Consider the following 20,878-nt stretch of genomic DNA (forward strand, 5'->3'; position numbering starts at 1 on the left):
CCCGAGTCGCACAGCGCGTCCTCGCACTCACCGCCGCCATCTGGCACAACGACAGCGTCGACGCACCCGTCCTACGGTCCCTGACCGCCTACGACCACTGAGAACCCCTTGGAATTTGTCATCTAGTAGGTCGAGACGTGGACGTGGTCGTAGTGGTTGGCGGTCGCCGAGCCACGGTCGGGCATCGACCGCCAGCCCTCCGCGGAGCGCACCGGGGTCCAGATCCGCTGGCGCCAGATCACGTCGTAGAGGTGGAACTCGGCGGCGTGGGCGCGGAGGTACTCCGCGATGGCGGTGCCGAGCTCGACGTCGCTGGTCATGATGTCGAGCGCCCGACCGGAGGCGTGCTCACCGTGGGCGTCCCAGCCTCCATAGCTGGTGATCTGGGGGTAGGCGTGGCAGACCGAGCGGTAGACGTAGATGATGTTGGCCTTCAGACCGCTCTCGACGCCCGGGTCGGGGCAGGGTTCCATCGAGGTGCCCTCGGCGACGGCCAGCGGTTTCTCGTCGGAGAGGTAGCCCTCGCTCACCCAGCGGCGGAGGCCGTCGACGACCACCTCCACACGCCCGGCCTTGGCTCGGCCGGTGGCCGTCACCTCGGTGCCGCTGTCGGCCTCGCCGTCTTGGCGGGCGGCCTTGCCGGCGCTGGTCCAGAGATTGAGGTCGGCGGTGGTCCATTTCGTGTCACCCGCGATCGCGGCCTTGGCCTCGCGGCGTGCGGTCGAGCGGGACACGGTGGCACGCCGCTCCGCCGCCGCTGCGTCGTCACCGGGAGCCGGCGCGGCGGCGGTCAGCTCCGCCAGCGGGTTGCTCACGCCGGCCGTGGGGACCGCCGAGAGCGGGCCGGAGAGGGAGACGCCCGTGGCCACCACCGCAGCGGTCGCCACCAGGGCGATCGGGCCGGCGACGGCGGCGGTCCGGGGTCGGAGTCTCGCGAGAGACCCCGGGCGGGCATCGGTGTCCCGCTTGTGGCGACCTTCTGCCACAGCGCTGATCCTTTGCTGGTCGACTACAGGTGCGAGCGCCCCCGAGCCGGACGCAGCTATCGAGTGAACCACACATCGTTGAACGGTCCACTATCGAGACCCTAGCGGCATCAGTGTGCTACGTCACCTCGATCGCGACGAAGCACGGCGCTCAGCCGCCGGAGACGGTGTCCTCGGCGATGACGCAGCCGGTGCCGTCGGTGTCCTCCAGCCAGCCCTCGGGCAGCACCACCCGCTCCCGCGGGGACCCCTGCCGGCCCCGGGGGGTGCCCAGCTCGGAGACCGGGAACGGCTCGGCCGGGTCGAGCCCGGCGAGCAGCCGGTCGAGGTCGGCGAGCGTCCCGACCAGGCCCAGGTCACGACGCATCTCGCCGCCGGCGGCAAAGCCCTTGAGATACCAGGTGACGTGCTTGCGGAACTCCTTGCAGCCCCGCTCCTCGCCGAGGTGGCGGCACAGCAGCTCGGCGTGGCGGCGCATCATCGCCGCGACCTCGCCGAGCGTCGGCAGGGTGGCGACCTGCTCGCCCGCGAAGGCGGCGGCCAGGTCGCGGAACAGCCACGGCCGGCCCAGGCAGCCGCGGCCGACGACGACGCCGTCGACACCGGTCTCGGCGACCATCCGGAGCGCGTCGGCGGCCTCCCAGATGTCGCCATTGCCGAGCACCGGGATGTCGACCGAGGCCTTCAGCTCGGCGATGGCGGCCCAGTCGGCCACCCCGGAGTAGGCCTGCGCGACGGTGCGGCCGTGCAGCGCGATGGCGGCCACGCCGGCGTCGGCAGCGATCCGGCCGGCGTCGAGATAGGTCAGGTGGTCCCCGTCGATGCCCTTGCGGGTCTTCATCGTCACCGGCACGCCGTACGACGTCGCGGCAGCCACGGCGTGCTCCAGGATCGCGCCGAGCAGGGTCCGCTTCCAGGGCAGCGCTCCGCCGCCGCCCTTGCGCGTCACTTTGGGGACCGGGCAGCCGAAGTTGAGGTCGATGTGGGCGACGCCGTACTCCGCGCAGAGGATCTCGGCCGCCTTGCCGACGTACGCCGGATCGGTGCCGTAGAGCTGCACCGACCGCACCGTCTCGGCCTCGTCGAAGACCAGCATGTCCCGAGTGTGCTGGTCGCCCTCCACCAGCCCCCGTGAGGTGATCATCTCGCAGACGTAGAGCCCGGCCCCTTGCTCGGCACACAGTCGGCGGTAGGCCGCATTGGTGATGCCCGCCATCGGCGCGAGCACCACCGGCGTCGCTATCTCGAGGCTGCCGAGGCGGAGGGTCACTCTCCGATTGTCACGGAGCCGGCCGCCCCGGCCAAAGCGGCGTGCTCTCAGCCCAGCGTCCGGACCGCGCCGGTCCAGGTGATCGGGATGAAGTCCTCGGTGGGCCGGAACACGACGCCGGCGAGCTGACCGCCCGGCGGCACCAGGTAGACCAGGCACACCGACGTGGCGGCCCCGGCGGTGAAGCCGGCGGGCAGCTTGCCGGGGTGGCAGGGCTTGAACGTGGTCGCGAAGGTGCTCGGCTCGACCAGCGCGTCGGCGCTGCTCTCGCCGTAGAGCGGCACCGGCAGCTCGCTCAGGTCGGTGTCGCCGAGGTTGGTGACATAGGCGTGCACGAAGTAGGGCGTGTAGGTCTTCGTCGTGTCGTCGACCTTCCAGTCCTTGAAGGACTTCGCGAAGGTGGTCTGCTCGACCGAGTCGACGCTGATCCGCAGCGTGCCGACGGTGTCGGCACCCGCCTGCCAGGCGATCGACGCCGGCTGCCCGTAGGACAGGTCGGTGCCGGGGTCGGTCAGGGTCACCTCGGCGTTGGTGGAGGGGTACGCCGCGGCGGAGCTGGTCGACGCGGAGGCCGACGGCGACGACGGCGGCTCGGAGCCGCCCGAGCCCCCGGAGCAGCCGGCCAGCAACGCGATGACCAGCAAACCCCCGGCGGCCGCGGCGGTCGTCGTACGGAATCCCTCCATGGCTCTCCTCCGCATCAGGCGCCCAGCAGGCGCTCCGCCAGGTAGGCCGGGACGCGGTCGAGTGAGACCCGCTCCTGGGCCATGGTGTCGCGCTCGCGGATGGTCACGGCCTGGTCCTCGAGGGTCTCGAAGTCCACGGTGACGCAGAACGGCGTGCCGATCTCGTCCTGGCGGCGGTAGCGGCGACCGATCGCGCCGGAGTCGTCGAAGTCGACGTTCCAGCTCTTGCGCAGCTCGGCGGCGAGGTCACGCGCCTTGGGCGAGAGGTCCTCGTTGCGGCTCAACGGCAGCACGGCGGCCTTGACCGGGGCGAGCCGGCGGTCGAGCTTGAGCACGACGCGCTTGTCGACGCCGCCCTTGGTGTTGGGCGCCTCGTCCTCGGTGTAGGCGTCGACCAGGAAGGTCATCAGCGACCGGGAGAGGCCGGCGGCCGGCTCGATGACGTAGGGGACGTAGCGCTCGTCGTGGGGCTGGTCGTAGTAGGAGAGGTCGGCGCCGGAGTGCTGAGAGTGGGTGGAGAGGTCGAAGTCGGTGCGGTTGGCGATGCCCTCCAGCTCACCCCACTCCGAGCCGGCGAAGTTGAAGCGGTACTCGATGTCGACGGTCCGCTTGGAGTAGTGCGACAGCTTCTCCTTGGCGTGCTCGTAGTGCCGCAGGTTGTCGGCGTTGATGCCGAGGTCGACGTACCACTGGGTGCGGGTGTCGATCCAGTACTGGTGCCACTCCTCGTCGGTGCCCGGCTTGACGAAGAACTCCATCTCCATCTGCTCGAACTCGCGGGTCCGGAAGATGAAGTTGCCCGGGGTGATCTCGTTGCGGAAGGACTTGCCGATCTGGGCGATGCCGAACGGGGGCTTCATCCGCTGGCTGGTGACCACATTGGCGAAGTTGAGGAAGATGCCCTGCGCGGTCTCGGGGCGCAGGTAGTGCAGCCCGGTCTCGTCCTCGACCACACCGAGGAAGGTCTTGAGCAGGCCGGAGAACTGCCGCGGCTCGGTCCAGGCGCCGCGGGTGCCGCAGTTGGGGCAGGCGATCTGCTCGAGCGTGACGCTGTCGGGGTCCGAGCTCTGCCCATCCTTCTTGGCCTTCTTCTCGGCGTACTGCTCCTGCAGGTGGTCGGCACGGAACCGCTTGTGGCAGCTCTGGCACTCGGTCAGCGGGTCGCTGAAGGTGGCGACGTGGCCGGAGGCCTCCCAGGTCTGCCGGGGCAGGATCACCGAGGAGTCGAGGCCGACGACGTCGTCGCGGCTGGTCACCATCGAGCGCCACCACTGCCGCTTGATGTTCTCCTTCAGCTCCACGCCGAGCGGGCCGTAGTCCCAGGCGCTCTTGGTGCCTCCGTAGATCTCCCCCGACGGGTAGACGAACCCGCGCCGCTTGGCGAGGGAGACGATCTGGTCGACGGTGGAGGCGGGCGGCTTTGCCACTGCTGTCAGCTGCTTTCTGGGGTCGTGCGGGTCTTCGCCGGCGGGTCGGCGCTGTGGGGCGCCAGCCTACCCAGCCAGGTGCGGGTGCCGGCTATTCGGTGCCGGGCTGTTCGGGATTGGGCCGTTCGGGATTGGGGAGGGCGCCGCCGTAGCGCCGGTCGCGGCGGGCGTAGGTCTCGACGGCCGCCCAGAGGTGGCGGCGGTCGACGTCGGGCCAGAGCACGTCGGTGAAGACCAGCTCGGAGTAGGCGGCCTGCCAGAGCATGAAGTTGGAGAGCCGCTGCTCCCCCGAGGTACGCCAGATCAGGTCGGCGTCGGCGAGCTCGGGGACGTAGAGATAGCGCGCGAAGGTCCGCTCGTCGATCTTGTCGGCCTTGAGCCGGCCCGCCGCGACGTCCTGGCCGATCCGCTTGGCGGCGTCGGCGAGCTCGGCGCGGCCGCCGTAGTTGACACACATGGTGAGGGTGCAGACGTCGTTGTGCCTGGTCAGCTCCTCGGCGACCTGCAGCTCCTTGATGACCGAGCGCCACAGCCGCGGCGCGCGGCCGGCCCAGCGCACCCGGACGCCGAGCTCGTTCATCTCGTCGCGGCGACGCCTGATCACGTCGCGGTTGAAGCCCATCAGGAACCGCACCTCGTCGGGACTGCGGGTCCAGTTCTCGGTGGAGAAGGCGTAGGCGCTGATCGCCTTGACGCCGAGCTCGATGGCACCCTCGACGACGTCGAAGAGACTCGATTCCCCCGCCTCGTGGCCCTTCGTCCGCGGCAGGCCGCGCTGCTTGGCCCACCGGCCGTTGCCGTCCATGATGATGGCGACGTGCCGGGGCACCAGGTCCCTCGGGATCGGCGGCGGGGTCGCCCCCGAGGGGTGCGGCGTGGGCTTGCGGTGACTCACAGCGGGCTAGCGTTCCACATAGGCCAGCGAGCGCAGCCCGCGCTCCAGATGCCAGGAGAGGTACGCCGCCACCAGGCCGCTGGCCTCGCGCAGATGGCGCGGCGCGGCCGCCTCGACGACCGGCCAGTCACCGGCCAGCAGCGCACCGAGCACCGTCAGGGTCTCGGCGGCCGGCGAGGCCGAGCCGGGCACCCGGCAGGTGACGCACAGCGCACCGCCCAGGGAGACGTTGAACCAGCGATGGGGTCCTTCGAGACCACATCTGGCGCAGGCCGAGAACGACGGCGCGTAGCCGGCCACCGCGAGCGAGCGCAGCAGATAGGAGTCGAGGATCTGCGAGGGCTGGTGGGCGCCGGAGGCCATCGCCCGCAGGCCGCCGACCAGCAGCAGGAACTGCTGCACCGACGGCTCCCGCTCCTCGGTCACCAGCCGCTCGGCGGTCTCCAGCATCACCGTGCCAGCGGTGTAGCGGTCGTAGTCGAGGCCGATCTCGGAGTGGAACGGCGTCAGCGTCTCCGCCTGGGTGATGGTGTCGAGCGAGCGGCCGTCGGCCAGCTGCAGGTCGACGTGGGTGAACGGCTCCAGCCGCGACCCGAACCGGGACGTCGTACGCCGCACGCCACGGGCCACCGCGCGCACCCGGCCGTGGGACCGGGTCAGCAGGGTGATGATGCGGTCGGCTTCCCCGAGCTTGTGGGTGCGCAGCACGATCGCCTCGTCGCGGTAGAGAGGCACCTAACTATTCTGCGCCCATGACCGCCACGACACCGGTTGCCACTCCGGACCACGGCAGCGGACCGCGCCGCAAGCCCGGCCGCCCGGCGGCACCGCCGGTGACCGTCGTCGACTGGCTGATGCTGCTGCTGGCGGTGATCTCGGTGGCGCTGCTGAGCTGGGTCACCTTCTTCGATGCGCCGCAGCGGTGGGTGGACCGCATCGTCATCGCCGACGACGTCATCTGCGCGGTCTTCGCCGTCGAGTTCGTGGTGCGCTGGCGTCGCTCCCGGATGGGCTGGCGGTTCGTCGCGACCTACTGGTACGAGGTGCTGGGCATGATCCCGCTCTCGAACCCGGCGTTCAGGTCGTTCCGGCTGATCAGGGTCGTGGTCATCCTGGTCCGGCTGGGGCGGGCGGCGGACCGTGCCTTCGGCGATCGTGCGACGGCGTACGTCGTCGGCCGGTTCGCCGACACGATCGTCTCGGTGATCCGCAAGCCCGTCACCGTGGCCGTGCTCGACGAGGTGATAGCGGTGATCCAGACCGGCAACTACACCCAGCACATCGCCAGTGCCATCGAGGAGAACCGGGCCGAGCTCGACGCGCTCGTCCTCGACCTGATCAGGCAGGACCAGGCGACCGGCAAGCTGCGCTACCTGCCCTTCCACGACGATGTGGTGAGACTGGTCTCGGACACCGTCTTCCGGATCGCGCACGGCGCGCTGGCCGATCCCCGGGTGCACGAGCTGATCAGCGACGCGATCCGAGAGTCGGCCACCGAGCTGCGCGGCAACGTCCGCGAGCAGCTCCACGAGCAGGTCAAGCAGGACGGCGTCGGCCGCGCACCGTGACAACTAGCGCTCCGGCAACGCCGACGAGGACGAGCGCACCGCTGCCAGCCACGAGCGGCCAGTTGAAGCCGTCGGAGTCTATTGCTGCTCGCTGCACGGGTGCCCCGCCTGCCGAGTCCTCTTCTGTCGACATCGCCAGCATTGCCTGATGGCGCGCTGAGACGATCGACGCCACTTCGCTGACAGGCACCGAGCGCGGGACCTCCGCGCGAGCGAGGTCGTTGAGTGGGGTGACCTCTCCGTCCGCGAGCCAGAACCATCCACCGGTCTCGACATCACCGATCAACGTGGCATCGAGGGGCACCGACTCAAGACTCTCCCCGAGTTCGACCTCACCGTCGTAGGTCGCGAACTCCGCGGCACGGTCGGGAGCCGAGCGCCAGACCCGATAGGTGCCGAGCGCGTCGCCATTCTCGTCAAGGATCGGCGCGACCCACTCGAGCATCGCTTCCACGGGCTCGTCTACGGCGGCGGATGCCAACAGGTTTGCGCTCCACATATGGATCTGACGGGGGTCGCCGAAGTCGGTCGCGGCGCTGACGTTCGTGGTACGGACCCCGCTCTTCTCCATGTCCGTCGCATTCATCTCGCGCAGGTGTGAGAGAGCCTCGCCGTTGAATGCCTGAGAGACATCGTCGGGAACGTCAGGAGCGTCGGCCGTCGCCGGCGCGGTCGGCACGGCGAGCAGCGTCGCCGTTGCTATCCCGCCCGCGAGCAGGCCGCAGCGAGTCAGTCGTTCGCGCCATACAAGGAATGTGTCCATGTATGTCCGCCTCCTGACAACATCCACGAGTAGGAACCGTACTGATAACTTGATGCAAGAGGGTTCATGAAGCCGACGTCCGAGCCCGAAGTATTGAAACTTCGGATCACGACCATGTGCCCGCCCCAGAGTCCCACCCCCAGCGAACCACGGTCGGCTGGTTTGAGTTCAGGTCAGTTTGGAGCTGGTTCCAGGATCTTGCGCCGCTGGTATAGGTTCCCGGGGATGCGAATCCTGCGTGCATGAAGATGGTGGAGACATTTGCCAGCGTACCGGTGGTGTCGTCGCAAGTGCTCGTCCCCTTCGCCTGCTTATACACGGTGCACTGAATCGGACTCGATCCTTGGTGCTACTTCACCACAGACTGGGCGGAAGCCACCCAGCACCAGTTGCTCTTGGCCTGCATCGAAACGGGTACCGAGAGATACTTTGATGCGGCGTACGCCCCGCCGGTGGATATTCCCACCAGAGCAGCAGCAATGCTCACCGAAACGGCAACCTTGCGCTTAACTTCCATGGCCACCTCCTCGTGGTTCGCTGACATTACTCCCCGAGTCTCTAGGGGCAATAGCCCGAGCGCCGAGCGAACGGACCGAAGCCGCACGATCACACGCGGTCTGGAATGACACCCTCTTTGGCGGCGCGGTTGGCGGCGCAGACCACGGCCCGCAGCGAGGCGGTGACGATATTGGCGTGGATGCCGACGCCCCACACCGTCTCGCCGGCGATCTCGCACTCGACATAGGCCGCGGCGAGGGCGTCGCCGCCGGAGGACAGCGCGTGCTCGGCGTAGTCGAGCACGCGGATGGCGGCGCCGGCCTGCCGCATCCCGTCGACGAAGGCCGCGACCGGGCCATTGCCCTCGCCGGTGAAGACCCGCTCCTCGCCGCGCACCCGCAGGTGCACCTCCTGGCGGTCGCCGTCGGGGCCGGTGACGGAGTTCCAGGAGGTGAGCGAGTAGGGCTCCTCGCGCTGGAGGTACTCGGCGGAGAAGATCGACCAGATCTCCTCGGGCGTGATCTCGCCGCCCTCGGCGTCGGTGTGCTGCTGAATCACCCGGCTGAACTCGATCTGGGCCCGGCGCGGCAGGTCCAGGTGGTGCTCGTTCTTGAGGATGTAGGCGACCCCGCCCTTGCCGGACTGGCTGTTGACCCGGATGACCGCCTCGTAGGTGCGGCCGACGTCCTTGGGGTCGATCGGCAGGTACGGCGCCTCCCAGGGCACCTCGGAGACGGGGACGCCTCGCTCGGCGGCGATCCGGTCCAGATCCTCCAGCCCCTTCTTGATGGCGTCCTGGTGGGAGCCGGAGAAGGCGGTGTAGACCAGGTCCCCCGCGTACGGGTGGCGCGGGTGGACCGGCAGGTTGGTGACGTATTCGACGGTACGACGGATCTCGTCGATGTCGGAGAAGTCGATCTGGGGGTCGATGCCCTGGCTGAACAGGTTCATGCCCAGCGTGACGAGGTCGACGTTGCCGGTGCGCTCACCGTGGCCGAACAGGCAGCCCTCGACCCGGTCGGCGCCGGCCATCAGCGCCAGCTCGGTGGCGGCCACGGCGGTGCCGCGGTCGTTGTGCGGGTGCAGGCTGATGGCCGAGACGTCGCGCCGGGTCAGGCCGCGGCCGAAGTACTCGATCTGGTCGGCGTAGGTGTTGGGCGTCGACATCTCGACCGTGGCGGGCAGGTTGAGGATGATCTCCCGACCCGGCTCGGGCTGCCAGACGTCGGAGACCCGCTCGCAGATCTCCAGGGCGTAGTCGGTATCGGTCTGGGTGAAGATCTCGGGGCTGTACTGGTAGCCGAAGTCCTCGGTGCCGACGATCGGGCCGAGATACTGCTCGGCGTACTTCATCACCATCTCGGTGCCGCGCACCGCGATGCCGATGCACTCCTCGGGGGTGACGTTGAAGACGACCCGGCGGAACAGCTCGGCGGTGGCGTTGTAGAGGTGGATGGTGGCGCGCGGGGCGCCGGCCAACGACTCGGCGGTGCGCTCGATGAGATCCTCGCGGGCCTGGGTCAGCACCGAGATCTGGACGTCGTCCGGGATCCGGTCCTCGACGACGAGCTTGCGCACGAAGTCGAAGTCGGTCTGGCTGGCCGACGGGAAGCCGACCTCGATCTCCTTGTAGCCCATCTTGACCAGCAGCTCGAACATCATCAGCTTGCGGCCGGGGGTCATCGGGTCGATCAGCGCCTGGTTGCCGTCGCGCAGGTCGGTGGAGAGCCAGCGCGGCGCGTGGGTGATCCGCTTCGTCGGCCAGGTGCGGTCGGGCACGTCGACCGGCTGGAATGCGGTGTAGCGCCCGAACGGCATGGGCGAGGTCTTCTGGAAGTTGCGGGTGTTGCTGAGACTGGTCATCGATCTTCCTCTAGCTGTGGTCGGTGTGCCGGCACACGACAACTCTCCGCAGCGAGGGAGTCCCGGCCTCTACTTGATAGAGAAGACCCCGCTGCGGCAGCTAAGGAGGAGGCTGCGGTTCAGCATGACGAGGGCCACCATACCGCATCCGCGGCGGGACTGGTTGACTGGTGTCATGGCTGAGCTGATCGAGCTGGATGTCGACGAGTCCTGGGACCTGGCCGGGGAGCAGGGACTGTGCCGGATCGGGTGGAGCTCGGGGTCGGGACCGGTGATCCTGCCGGTCAACCACGTGATCCATGACCGGACGCTGTGGATCCGCACCTCGGCGTACTCCTCGCTGGTCAAGGAGGTGGACGACACCCCGGTAGCCGTGCTGGTCGACTCGATCGACCCCGAGACCCACGTGGGCTGGTCGGTGCAGCTGCGCGGGGTCGCGCACGTCCACTTCCACACCGACACCGTGCCGGAGGACGTGCAGCGGCTGCGGACCTGGCCCGATGGCCCCCGGCCGCTGTGGATCGAGCTCGCCGGCGCCGAGGTGACCGGTCGCCGGCTGGACTGAATGGCCACCCTGCTGGTCCTCCAGCACACTCCGTCGGCCTCGCTCTCGGCGCTGGGCGACGCCGTCCTGGCCGGCGCCCACGACGACGCCATCACCGGGGTCGAGGTCGTCGCCCGGTCGCCGCTGGAGGCGAGCGCCGAGGACCTGCTCGCGGCCGACGGCTACCTGCTCGGCACGGCGGCCCACTTCGGCTACATGAGTGGCGCGCTCAAACATCTCTTCGACTCGACGTTCCTCGCCATCGGCGGCTCCCTGGACGCGGCCGGCGGGGCGGCGCCGGGCTCGACCAAGGGCAAGCCCTACGGGCTGTGGGTGCACGGCCGCTACGACACCGCCGGCGCGATCCGGTCGGTGGGCTCGATCGTGGCCGCGCTGGGCTGGGCGCAGGCGGCGCCGGTGCTGGACGTGCTCGGCGACGTCACCGGGGAGCAGCTGGAGGCGGCCTACGAGCTCGGCGCGACGCTCGCGGCGCTGCTGTCGGACTGACTCGCCCCGATCGCTAACCTTGGTCGGCGTGCGCCGCCTTCTCCTGCTCGCCCTGCTGCTCCCGGCCCTCGTGGCGTGCGGCGACAAGGCCTCCGGCGGCAAGGTGACGATGGACCCGCCAGCCACCGGCCAGTGCCGTGAGCTCAAGCGCGCCGACCTGGCGAAGAGGTCCAACGACAGCTCGCCGGTGGCGTGCACCGAGCCGCACAATGCCGAGACCTTCGCCTCCGGGGTGCTGCCGGAGGAGTTCGCGAGGACGTCGTACGACGACAGCAGCCTCGACCAATGGGCCTACCAGACCTGTGGCACCGCGCTGCGCGAGCACCTGGGCATCAACGAGAGCACCCTGATGCGCACCCTGCTGACCTGGGTGTGGTTCCGGCCGAGCGAGGAGGCCTGGTCGGCCGGCGCGAGGTGGTACCGCTGCGATCTGCTCGCCGGCGGCGCCGGGTCCCGCCGCTACCTGGACCTGCCCACCACCACGAAGGGCCTGCTGGCCGAGGGCCCGCCGGACGACCACTGGATGACCTGTGCCCGCGGCAGCGACCCCGAGCACGGCGCGAAGGTGCCGTGCTCGAAGCAGCACGCCTGGCGCGCCGTCACCACCATCAAGCTGGGCGAGCCGACCGACCCCTACCCCGGCGACGATGCGGTCAAGCAGACCAGCAGCGACTACTGCGCCTCCTCGGTGCAGGGCTGGCTGGGCTACCCGGAGGACTACGAGTACGCCTACACCTGGTTCGGCCAGGCGGAATGGCAGGCGGGCAATCGGAGGTCGGTGTGCTGGGCCGCCACCTCCGAGTAGGGCTGGCGGCCGGCCTGCTGACGGCCGGCTGCACCGGGTCGGAGCCGGTAAGCACGCCGCCGACGACTCCCCCACCGACCGCCACCCCGGTGGCCGCGCCGGCCGTCGGGGCCTGTCACCGGCTCGCCTATGTCGACGCCGTCGCACCGACCACGCAGAGCCCCGGCATCTCCTGCGACCAGAAGCACACCGCCGAGACCTTCCACGTCGGTCGGCTGGACACACTGGTCGACGGCCACCTGGTTGCGGTGGACTCCGACCGGGTGCGGCGACAGGTAGCCAAGGCGTGCCCGGCCAGGCTGTCGTCGTACGTCGGCGGGGAGGTCGACGACCTGCGGCTCTCGATGCTGCGCGCGGTCTGGTTCACCCCGACGGTGGCGGACTCCGACGAGGGCGCCAACTGGTTCCGGTGCGACGTCATCGACGTGGCCGGCGATCAGCGGCTCGCGACGCTGACCGGGTCGCTGAAGGGCGTGCTGGACTCCGACCGGGCCGACGAGGTCGCCATGTGTGGCACCGACGGTCCTGACGCCGCGGACTTCCGGAGGCTGCCGTGCGGCAGGGACCATGCCTGGCGGGCGATCGCCGTCGTACCGCTCGACGGCAAGTCCTATCCCGGCGAGGAGGCCGCTCGGGACGCCGGTCAGCAAACCTGCCAGCAGGCTGGGCAGGACGTCGCCAGCGACGCCCTCGACTACCAGTGGGGCTATGAGTGGCCCACCGCCGAGCAATGGGCCGCCGGCCAGACCTACGGCCTCTGCTGGGCTCCGGACCAAGCCACCAACTGAGGCAGGGCCAAGCCCGCAACTGCCGGCGAGGCCCCACCCCTCCTCAACGCAAGCCGCCAAAGCAACCCGAACTCCCCCAGGTGAGCGGTCGCAAACTGACAGAAGGAACGCAGCGGGGGATGTCAGTTTGCGACCGCTCACCGTCCCACGTGCGTCAGTTTGAGCCTGCTCACCGGGTTTGGCATGTCAGTTTGCGTCTGCTCACCCGGGTGGGGTGGCTAGAACCCCAGCTTGCGGAGCTGGCGGGGGTCGCGCTGCCAGTCCTTGGCGATCTTGACGTGCAGGTCGAGGAAGACCGGGACGCCGAGCAGCTCGGCGATCTGGAGCCTGGCTCGCTTGCCGACGTCCTTCAGCCGTGCCCCGCGGTGGCCGATCACGATGCCCTTCTGTGAGTCGCGCTCGACGTAGAGGCTGGCGTGGATGTCCATCAGCGGCTTGTCCTCGGGGCGATCCTCGCGCAGGCCCATCTCCTCGACCACGACGGCGATGGAGTGCGGCAGCTCGTCGCGGACTCCGTCCAGCGCCGCCTCCCGGATCAGCTCGGCGACCAGGATCTCGTCGGGGGCGTCGGTGAGGTCGCCCTCGGGGTAGAGCGGCGGCCCCTGGGGGAGCAGGCCCACGAGCAGGTCGGCCAGCAGCTGGACCTGGTCGCCGGAGACGCTGGAGACCGGGACCACCTCGGCCCACTCGATGCCCAGCTCCTCACCCAGCGCGGTGATCTCCATCAGGTGCTCGGCGATCCGCTCCGGGCTGGCCAGGTCGGTCTTGGTGGCGACGGCGACCCGCTTGATCCCCCTCTTGAGCTTGTTGGCGTTCTCGGCGATCCGCCGGTCGCCGGGGCCGATCCGCTCGTTGGCCGGGAAGCAGATGGCGACCACGTCGACCTCGGTCCAGGTGGCCTCCACCAGGTCGTTGAGGCGCTCCCCGAGCAGGGTGCGGGGCCGGTGCAGGCCGGGGGTGTCGACGAGGATCAGCTGGGCGTCGGGGCGGTGCACGATGCCGCGTACGACGGTCCGGGTGGTCTGCGGCTTGTCGGAGGTGATGGCGACCTTGCTGCCGACCAGGGCGTTGGTCAGCGTCGACTTGCCGGCGTTGGGGCGCCCCACGAAGGAGGCGAAGCCGGAGCGGAACTGCTCGCTCATTGCTGGGCCGCCTGCTGGGCCTGGTCGTAGTCCGCCCAGATCTCGGCGTCGGACTTCCCGGCGGCCTTGCCGGCCCGGTAGATCGGGCCGGGGTCGACGGCGCGCGGCTGCCGGCCGGTGCTGGCGCGCCAGTAGCCCATCACGTCGTAGTAGGCGGTCGGCAGCTTGACCTCGCGCATCAGGTGCTTGCGGATCGCCCGCATCTGCGCCGACTCCCCCGCCATCCAGAAGTAGCCCGGGCCGTCGGGCCAGGGCAGCGACTCCACCCACCGGGCGAGCCCGCTGCCCTCGGCCGCCGGCCGCAGCCAGACGAGGTTGCCCTGCCCGGCCAGCGCCTCGGCGAAGTAGCCCTCGACAGGCTCGGGTGCCTCCACCCAGACCATGACGTTGATCGCCGGGTCGATCGACTCGGCGATGCGCGCCATCGCCGGTGCCGCGGTCAGGTCTCCCACCAGGTAGAGCCACCAGGCGTCGTCAGGTGGCGCGAAGGAGCCCTTCGGCTCGCTGATCCGCACCACCTCGCCGACGATGTCGTGGCGCGAGGCCCACTCGGTGACCAGGCCGACCTCGTGCACCACGATGTCGAGCGTCATCTCGGCGCCGTCCCAGTGACGCACGGTGTAGTAGCGCGACTGGAACTGGCCGGGCACCACCAGGCCGACCCACTCGTCGGGGATCTGGGTGGACTCGAAGCCGTCGAGCCCGCCGAGGACGATCCTGACCAGATGCTCGCTGAGCTGCTCGCGGCGCAGCACCCGCGCGTCGTACTGCTGGGCCCTGACACTCATCCTGAAGCGGCTAGACGCCGAAGTCGGGACGCAGCGGGTAGTGCGAGTCGCCGGCGGCTGGCCCTGAATTCGGGGTCCGCGTGGCCAGCACGTGGTGGAGCTGGATCTCGTTGCGCTCGAACGCGATCCGCGAGCCGGCCATGTAGAGGCCCCAGACCCGGGCGGTGCCCTCGTCGGTCTCGGCGACGCACTCGTCCCAGTGCTCGACGAGGTTCTTGTTCCAGCCCGCGAGCGTCCTGGCGTAGTGGACCCGGATGTTCTCGTGGTGCTGCACCTCCAGCCCGACGTTCTCCACCGCGGTGACGATGGTGCCCGAGCCGGTGAGCTCGCCGTCGGGGAAGACGTAGCGGTCGATGAACGCGCCGGCCTTGGCCTTCTGCCGGTTGTCGTTGCGGGTGATGCAGTGGTTGAGGAGCCGGCCGCCGTCCTTGAGCTTGCCCTTGATGAAGGAGAAGTACGCCGGGTAGTTGGCGACCCCGATGTGCTCGGTGAGGCCGATCGAGCTGACCGCGTCGAAGCCGCCCTCGGCGACGTCGCGGTAGTCGGAGAACCGCACCTCGGCGAGGTCGTCGAGACCCTGCCGCTTGATCTCCTCGGCGGCCCAGTTGGCCTGCTCGCGGGAGAGCGTCACCCCGAGCGCCTTGACGCCGTAGTGCTTCGCGGCGTGGCGGACCATGCTGCCCCAGCCGCAGCCGATGTCGAGCAGCCTCATCCCCGGCTTGAGGTCGAGCTTGCGGCAGATCAGGTCGTACTTGTTGGCCTGCGCCTCCTCCAGCGTCGCGTCCTGGGTCGGGAAGACCGCGCAGGTGTAGGTCATCGACGGTCCGAGGACGTACTCGTAGAAGGTGTTGGAGACGTCGTAGTGGTGGTGGATCGCCTCGGCGTCGCGGTCCTTGGAGTGGCGGCGGCCGCCCAGGATGCGCAGGTCGCGCAGGCCCTCGAGCTGGCGGCGCCAGTCCGGCAGCGCCTCCTGGCGGGGCGGCGGCGGGGGGACGAGATGGGAGACACCCAGCCGGCGGAGGATGGCGGCCAGCTCCAGCGGACCGGGCATCGTGAAGTTGGTGTGGTGCATGAGGAGCTTGAACGCCTCGTAAGGGTCGCCCGGGTGGGTGCCGTGCAAGATCAGGTCACCGCTGACGTACGCGCGAGCCAGACCCAGGTCGCCGGGGGCGGTCATGATGTAGGACAGGCCGCGCTCGTTGACCAGCTCCATGCCGTACGGCGCGTCCAGGTTGCCGGCCTGCGAGCCGTCGTAGGCCTTGAGCCAGATCGGCAGCCCGTCCTTGAAGAGTGTCGCGATCGTGGGGGCGATCCCCCTGGTGTCCTTGGGGCTGGTCATCGCTTCTTCACCGCCTTGTCGTAGAGGCTCGTGAGCCTGTGCTGGGGGTCGTAGGTCCGCTTGACGGCCGCCAGGTTGGCGCCGTTGTAGAGCTCGTCGAAGGTCTGGCGGTCGTAGAACGCCTCGGAGTAGAGCGACTTGTGGCCGCCGAGCTCGTGCACGCGTGCCTCGATGGCGCGGTTCTTTGGGCCGTTCACAGCCTCGGGGCCGACGTGCACGGTGCCCCAGAAGCCGAGGTTGACGTAGACCTCGCCGGGCTGCAGCGGGTAGGAGCGCCAGGCCTGCTTGGCCATCAGCGGGCAGAGCCAGACCGGCCGCATCCCGACCTCGGCGTCGAACCACTCCAGGAAGGCGGGCAGGTTCTCGACCGGGACCTCGATGTCCTGCACCACCCGCTCGCGCAGCGGCCGGCCGGCGCGCCTGTCGAGCCGGTCGGCGATGTCGAAGCGGCGGTCCAGGCCGAGCATCCTCATGTAGACGTCGCTACGGCGGTAGCGGCGGGGCCACAGTCGTCGCAGCGTCGGATGCTGGGCGCCGAAGGCGCCGGAGCACCAGAACCAGTCGGTGTCCCAGCGCCAGAGGTAGTCGTAGATGGTCAGCAGATCGGTCTCTCGCTGTTGGATCGAGCGGTAGAAGATCTGCTGGCCGGTGTAGTCCGAGGGCTCCTGGGTCGCCTCGTCGGTCCAGGTCGCCAGGGTGAGGTAGAGCTCGCCGGGTGCGAAGGCGACGCCGTCGAGGCCGTCGACCCTGACGCCGTCGTACTCCTTGGTCTCGGTGATCTGGGTGATGGTCTTGGCCAGCAGCCCGGCGTCGTCGAACCTGACATGGCGCAGGCTCACGAAGCTGGGCACCTTCTCCAGCTTGATCCGCAGCCGGGTGGCGTAGCCGAGCGAGCCGTAGGAGTTGGGGAAGGTCTCGAACAGGTCGCTGTGCTGACCTTGGGGGCCAGGGCGGGTGGTGACCACCGCGCCGGCACCGGTGAAGACGTCCATCTCGATCACCGACTCGTGCGGCAGGCCGTTGCGGAAGCTGGTGGACTCGATGCCGAGCCCGGTCACCGCGCCGCCGAGGGTGATGGTACGCAACTGCGGCACGACATAGGGGATCAGGCCGTGCGGGAGGGTGGCGTCGACGAGGTCCTCGTAGGTGCACATGCCCTGGACGTCGGCGGTCCGCGCCGTCGGGTCGACCTCGATGACACCGGTCAGCCCGCTCACGTCGAGGCCCGGCGCGGTGGTCGCGGCACGGGGCCGGAACAGGTTCGTGGTCTTCTTCGCCAGCCGGACCGGGGCGCCTGCCGGAATGGCGTCGTACGACGCCTTCAGCCGCGCCACAGCCGCCTCATGCTGCTCCCAGGGACTCACACGTCCTGACGTTACTCCTCTTGCTCGATGCTTGTTTTACCGGGCGGTTTCATGCCGGCTCCACCCCACGGCGCCCATCAGGACCACGTATCCTCGGCCTCACCCCACCGACACGACCTCAGGAGCCTCCCCACCTTGTCCACCGCCGCTGAGAGAGACGCCATCGCGACCCTGGCCGAGAAGGCCTTCCCCTACTTCGAGGCCAATCAGGTCAAGTGGCGCAGCAAGCCCGTCACCCAGGCCCGGCTGGCGCTCGCGATCGAGGCGCTCGCCGACCACATGCGTGCCAAGAGGCCGGACATCGCGACGATGACCGGGCTGACCGCCTACCGCGAGGAGGACGGCATCCACCTCACCATCGAGCTGGGCACCCTCCCGCTGGACTGACACAAGCCAGACCGGCGCGAGTCGGCAGAAGTGCGAGTCCCAGCACCGCCGAGTCGGCAGAAGTGCAGGTCTAAAACCCGTCGAGTCGGCAGAAGTGCAGGCGCTCGACCCGCACTTCTGCCGACTCGCGCCCTCTCAGACCAGCACTTCTGCCGACTCGCGCCCTCTCAGACCAGCACTAGTGCCGAGTCGGCGCCAGGGTGGTGCCGCGGGGGTCGCCGACGAGGACCGTGACCGACTCGCCGCCGAACTCCCTGATGACGCTCGCGTCGACGTCGGCGAGGTCGCCCTCGGTGAGCAGTACGACGGCGGCCAGGCCCTTGGAGCCCGACGCGACCGCCATCGCGATACAGACGCCGATCGCGGAGACCTGCAGCGAGGGCAGGTCGACGGTGGCGCCGGCATAGGTGCGGCCGTCGCTGTCGCGCACGGCTGCGCCCTCCGCGGCGCCGGTGCGGGCCTTGGTGGCGCGGGCCAGGGTGACCAGCTTCTGGTCCTCGGCGGTCAGTTCACTCATGGTCGGGCTCCTCCTCCACGCGCTCGATGAGCACGGTGCCGATCTTGTTACGGCGGCCGGCGGTCTCCTCCGCGGTGAACCGCAGGCCGTGGGCCTCCACCACCGAGCCGGGGATGGGGACCAGGCCGAGGTGCTTGGCCATCAGGCCGCGCACCGAGTCGACGTCGTCCTCCTCGACGTCGATGCCGAGCAGCTCGTCGAGGTCGTCGATCTGGAACCTGGCCGGCACCCGGACGACGCCCTCGGCGATCACCACGGGAGAGTCGTCGCCGGCGTCGTACTCGTCGGTGATCTCCCCGACGATCTCCTCGAGGATGTCCTCGATGGTGATCAGGCCGGCGGTGCCGCCGTACTCGTCCACGACGATGGCGATGTGCTGGCGGCGCGCCTGCATGTCCTTGAGCAGCTCGTCGACGGGCTTGCTCTCCGGCACCCAGTACGGCGGCCGCATGATCTCCTCGACGCGCTGGGTGAACTCCACGTCCGGCGCCTCGAAGTCGCGGCGGACGACGTCCTTGAGGTAGGCGACCCCGACGACATTGTCGAGGCTGTCGTCGATGACCGGGATCCGGGAGAAGCCGCTGCGCAGGAACAGCGACATGGTCTGCCGCAGGTTCTTGTGGTGCTCGATGAAGATGACGTCGCCGCGAGGCACCATGACGGCGCGGGCGGTGGTGTCGCCGAGCTCGAAGACGGAGTGGATCATCCGGCGCTCGTCGCCCTCGATCAGCGAGGACGCCTCGGCCAGGTCGACCAGCTCGCGCAGCTCGGTCTCGGTGTTGAACGGACCCTCGCGGAAGCCCTTGCCGGGGGTGAGCGCGTTGCCGATCAGGATGAGCAGCCGCGGCACCGGACCGAGCACGCCGGCGATCAGCGTGACCGGCGCGGCGGCGAGCAGGGCGACCCGCTCGTGGTGCTGGCGGCCCAGCGTGCGCGGCGCGACGCCGATCGCGACGAAGGAGACCACCAGCATGGCGCCCACGCAGGTGAGCACCGTCGGCCACCAGCGGCCGTCGTAGAGGTCGTGGACCTCAAGCGCGACCAGCACCGTGGCGCCGATCTCGCACAGCAGCCGCAGCAGCAGCGCGGTGTTGAGATAGCGCGGCGGGTCGGCGAGCAGGGTCACCAGCCGGCGGGAGCCGGCTCGGCGGTCCTCGGCCAGCTCCTCGGCGCGAGCGTGGGAGAAGCCGGCCAGTGCGGCGTCGGCGGCGGAGAAGAGGCCGGCGACGACGACCAGCAGCGCGGCGGTCGCCCAGAGCCAGAGGTCGCTCACCGTGGGGCGCGGGCTTGCGAGCCCCACTCCTGGAGGAGCGCGGCCTGCAGGTCGAACATCTCCCGGTGCTCCTCGGGCTCGGCGTGGTCGTAGCCGAGCAGGTGCAGGATGCCGTGGGTGGTGAGCAGCTCGAGCTCGGCGACCAGGCCGTGGCCGGCCTTCTCGCCCTGCTGCTCCGCGATCGCCGGCGCCAGGATCAGGTCGCCCAGGACGCCCTCCTCCGGCTCCTCGTCGATCTCGCCGGGCCGCAGCTCGTCCATCGGGAAGGCGAGCACGTCGGTCGGGCCCTCCTTCTCCATCCACTGCTCGTTGAGCTCGGCGATGGTCTCCTGGTCCACCGCCTTGATGCACAGCTCGGCCTGCGGGTGCACCCGCATCCGGTCCATCACGAACCGGGCCAGCTTGGCGAAGTGGTCGAGGTCGAGGCCGTCGTACCCCGACTCGTTGAGGATCTCGATCGTCACGACCGCGCCTCGTGCTCGTCGTAGGCGGCGACGATCTTGGCGACCAGGCGGTGGCGTACGACGTCGTGGCTGGTGAGCCGGTTGAAGCTGATGTCCTCGATCTCGTCCAGGATGCCCTCCACCGCGCGCAGGCCGGACCTCTGTCCGGTGGGGAGGTCGGTCTGGGTGACGTCGCCGGTGACGACGATCTTGGAGCCGAAGCCGAGCCGGGTGAGGAACATCTTCATCTGCTCGGGCGTGGTGTTCTGCGCCTCGTCGAGGATGATGAAGGAGTCGTTGAGGCTGCGGCCGCGCAGGAACGCCAGCGGCGCCACCTCGATCGTCCCGCTGGCCATCAGCTTGGGGATGACCTCGGGGTCCATCATGTCGTGGAGCGCGTCGTAGAGCGGCCGCAGATAGGGGTCGATCTTCTCGGTCAGCGTGCCGGGCAGGAAGCCGAGCCGCTCGCCGGCCTCGACCGCCGGGCGGGAGAGGATGATCCGGTTGACCTGCTTGGACTGCAGCGCCTGCACCGCCTTGGCGACGGCGAGGTAGGTCTTGCCGGTGCCGGCGGGGCCGATGCCGAAGGTGATGGTGTGCTTGTCGATGGCGTCGACGTAGCGCTTCTGGTTGAGCGTCTTGGGCCGGATCGAGCGGCCCCGGTTGCTCAGGATGTTGAGGCTGAGCACGTCGGCGGGCTTCTCGGTCGTGTCGGCGCGGAGCATGGCGACGATCCGCTCGACGGCCTCGACCGAGAGCCCCTGGCCGGTGCGAACCAGGGTGACCATCTCCTCGAGCAGCCGCTCGACGAGCGCGATCTCGTGGGGCTCGCCGTGCAGGGTGATGCGGTTGCCGCGGACGTGGACGTCGGCGTCGAAGTTGCTCTCGATGGTGCCGAGGAACTCGTCTCCCGGCCCCAGCACGCTCACCATGTCGACGCTGGTCGGGACGACCACGGTGTGCCTCGTCGTGGTCCCCGCGACGTCGGGCCGGGTGGTGTGGATCTGGGGGTTCTCGGTCACGGG

General features: G+C 69.6%; 23 protein-coding genes. 6 read left to right on the forward strand and 17 right to left on the reverse strand.

Going from position 1 to position 20,878, the window contains the following annotated elements; translation table 11 throughout:
* Nucleotides 1-122: 122 nt before the first annotated feature.
* The 6 genes from QM595_RS05190 to recO form a co-directional block, all read right to left on the reverse strand.
* Entirely contained in the window at nt 123-986 is an 864-nt protein-coding gene (locus tag QM595_RS05190; RefSeq protein WP_415170464.1) for a mucin-2 protein, read from the reverse strand.
* A 151-nt stretch (nt 987-1,137) separates the two neighbouring features.
* The gene (gene dusB, locus QM595_RS05195; RefSeq protein ID WP_415170465.1) at nt 1,138-2,256 is read right to left on the reverse strand and encodes a tRNA dihydrouridine synthase DusB; all 1,119 of its coding nucleotides are present in this window, start codon (nt 2,254-2,256) and stop codon (nt 1,138-1,140) included.
* A 47-nt stretch (nt 2,257-2,303) separates the two neighbouring features.
* Nucleotides 2,304-2,942: a hypothetical protein gene (locus QM595_RS05200; protein ID WP_415170466.1), complete on the reverse strand. Its 639-nt coding sequence runs from the start codon at nt 2,940-2,942 to the stop codon at nt 2,304-2,306.
* 14 nt (nt 2,943-2,956) lie between these two features.
* Nucleotides 2,957-4,369, reverse strand: a complete 1,413-nt coding sequence (locus QM595_RS05205) for a glycine--tRNA ligase (protein ID WP_415170467.1) — start codon at nt 4,367-4,369, stop codon at nt 2,957-2,959.
* A gap of 91 nt (nt 4,370-4,460) precedes the next feature.
* Entirely contained in the window at nt 4,461-5,264 is an 804-nt protein-coding gene (locus QM595_RS05210) for an isoprenyl transferase (protein ID WP_415170468.1), read from the reverse strand.
* Between the two features lie 6 nt (nt 5,265-5,270).
* On the reverse strand, nt 5,271-5,999 hold the full coding sequence (gene recO / locus QM595_RS05215; protein WP_415170469.1) for a DNA repair protein RecO: 729 nt from the start codon (nt 5,997-5,999) through the stop codon (nt 5,271-5,273).
* A 17-nt stretch (nt 6,000-6,016) separates the two neighbouring features.
* On the opposite strand from recO, the gene QM595_RS05220 reads away from it, so the two are divergent.
* Complete coding sequence (locus QM595_RS05220) at nt 6,017-6,832, forward strand: ion transporter (protein WP_415170470.1); 816 nt, start codon at nt 6,017-6,019, stop codon at nt 6,830-6,832.
* Here QM595_RS05220 and QM595_RS05225 read toward each other — a convergent pair.
* The 3 genes from QM595_RS05225 to leuA all read right to left on the reverse strand — a co-directional run bounded on the left by QM595_RS05225 (nt 6,801) and on the right by leuA (nt 9,956).
* The gene (locus tag QM595_RS05225; protein WP_415170471.1) at nt 6,801-7,595 is read right to left on the reverse strand and encodes a hypothetical protein; all 795 of its coding nucleotides are present in this window, start codon (nt 7,593-7,595) and stop codon (nt 6,801-6,803) included. The genes QM595_RS05220 and QM595_RS05225 overlap by 32 nt on opposite strands.
* Before the next feature lie 349 nt (nt 7,596-7,944).
* Nucleotides 7,945-8,112: a hypothetical protein gene (locus QM595_RS05230; protein ID WP_415170472.1), complete on the reverse strand. Its 168-nt coding sequence runs from the start codon at nt 8,110-8,112 to the stop codon at nt 7,945-7,947.
* Nucleotides 8,113-8,201: 89 nt separating this feature from the next.
* Entirely contained in the window at nt 8,202-9,956 is a 1,755-nt protein-coding gene (leuA, locus tag QM595_RS05235) for a 2-isopropylmalate synthase (RefSeq protein ID WP_415170473.1), read from the reverse strand.
* Between the two features lie 175 nt (nt 9,957-10,131).
* Here leuA and QM595_RS05240 point away from each other — a divergent pair, with 175 nt between their 5' ends.
* The 4 genes from QM595_RS05240 to QM595_RS05255 are packed head-to-tail and all read left to right on the forward strand — an operon-like array spanning nt 10,132 to nt 12,600.
* Nucleotides 10,132-10,521, forward strand: coding sequence for a pyridoxamine 5'-phosphate oxidase family protein (locus tag QM595_RS05240; protein ID WP_415170474.1), 390 nt, complete (start codon nt 10,132-10,134; stop codon nt 10,519-10,521).
* Nucleotides 10,522-11,007, forward strand: a complete 486-nt coding sequence (locus tag QM595_RS05245; protein WP_415170475.1) for a flavodoxin family protein — start codon at nt 10,522-10,524, stop codon at nt 11,005-11,007.
* A gap of 28 nt (nt 11,008-11,035) precedes the next feature.
* A complete protein-coding gene (locus QM595_RS05250; protein WP_415170476.1) occupies nt 11,036-11,812 on the forward strand; it encodes a septum formation family protein in 777 nt (258 codons plus the stop codon).
* Nucleotides 11,788-12,600, forward strand: a complete 813-nt coding sequence (locus tag QM595_RS05255; RefSeq protein WP_415170477.1) for a septum formation family protein — start codon at nt 11,788-11,790, stop codon at nt 12,598-12,600. The genes QM595_RS05250 and QM595_RS05255 overlap by 25 nt, the downstream gene beginning before the upstream one ends.
* A 218-nt stretch (nt 12,601-12,818) precedes the next feature.
* On the opposite strand, the gene era is transcribed toward QM595_RS05255, so the two are convergent.
* From era to QM595_RS05275, 4 genes are read right to left on the reverse strand one after another with little or no spacing between them, the layout of a single operon-like run.
* On the reverse strand, nt 12,819-13,742 hold the full coding sequence (gene era, locus QM595_RS05260) for a GTPase Era (RefSeq protein WP_415170478.1): 924 nt from the start codon (nt 13,740-13,742) through the stop codon (nt 12,819-12,821).
* Complete coding sequence (locus QM595_RS05265) at nt 13,739-14,530, reverse strand: siderophore-interacting protein (RefSeq protein ID WP_415170479.1); 792 nt, start codon at nt 14,528-14,530, stop codon at nt 13,739-13,741. Before QM595_RS05265 ends, era begins: the two co-directional genes overlap by 4 nt.
* Before the next feature lie 10 nt (nt 14,531-14,540).
* The gene (locus QM595_RS05270; RefSeq protein ID WP_415170480.1) at nt 14,541-15,869 is read right to left on the reverse strand and encodes a class I SAM-dependent methyltransferase; all 1,329 of its coding nucleotides are present in this window, start codon (nt 15,867-15,869) and stop codon (nt 14,541-14,543) included.
* On the reverse strand, nt 15,866-17,203 hold the full coding sequence (locus QM595_RS05275) for an FAD-binding oxidoreductase (protein ID WP_415170481.1): 1,338 nt from the start codon (nt 17,201-17,203) through the stop codon (nt 15,866-15,868). Before QM595_RS05275 ends, QM595_RS05270 begins: the two co-directional genes overlap by 4 nt.
* Nucleotides 17,204-17,368: 165 nt before the next feature.
* Between QM595_RS05275 and QM595_RS05280 the strand changes: the two genes are divergently transcribed.
* On the forward strand, nt 17,369-17,620 hold the full coding sequence (locus QM595_RS05280) for a hypothetical protein (protein WP_415170482.1): 252 nt from the start codon (nt 17,369-17,371) through the stop codon (nt 17,618-17,620).
* Nucleotides 17,621-17,798: 178 nt separating this feature from the next.
* Here the strand turns inward: QM595_RS05280 and QM595_RS05285 are convergent, their stop codons facing one another.
* The 4 genes from QM595_RS05285 to QM595_RS05300 are packed head-to-tail and all read right to left on the reverse strand — an operon-like array spanning nt 17,799 to nt 20,785.
* Entirely contained in the window at nt 17,799-18,137 is a 339-nt protein-coding gene (locus QM595_RS05285) for a cytidine deaminase (protein WP_415170483.1), read from the reverse strand.
* Complete coding sequence (locus QM595_RS05290; protein ID WP_415170484.1) at nt 18,130-19,410, reverse strand: hemolysin family protein; 1,281 nt, start codon at nt 19,408-19,410, stop codon at nt 18,130-18,132. Before QM595_RS05290 ends, QM595_RS05285 begins: the two co-directional genes overlap by 8 nt.
* Nucleotides 19,407-19,874, reverse strand: a complete 468-nt coding sequence (gene ybeY, locus QM595_RS05295; RefSeq protein WP_415170485.1) for an rRNA maturation RNase YbeY — start codon at nt 19,872-19,874, stop codon at nt 19,407-19,409. The genes QM595_RS05290 and ybeY overlap by 4 nt, the downstream gene beginning before the upstream one ends.
* On the reverse strand, nt 19,871-20,785 hold the full coding sequence (locus tag QM595_RS05300; protein ID WP_415170493.1) for a PhoH family protein: 915 nt from the start codon (nt 20,783-20,785) through the stop codon (nt 19,871-19,873). Before QM595_RS05300 ends, ybeY begins: the two co-directional genes overlap by 4 nt.
* Between the last annotated feature and the right edge of the window lie 93 nt (nt 20,786-20,878).

Origin of the sequence: Nocardioides sp., from assembly GCF_047607185.1 — a bacterium.
Lineage (GTDB): Bacteria > Actinomycetota > Actinomycetes > Propionibacteriales > Nocardioidaceae > Nocardioides.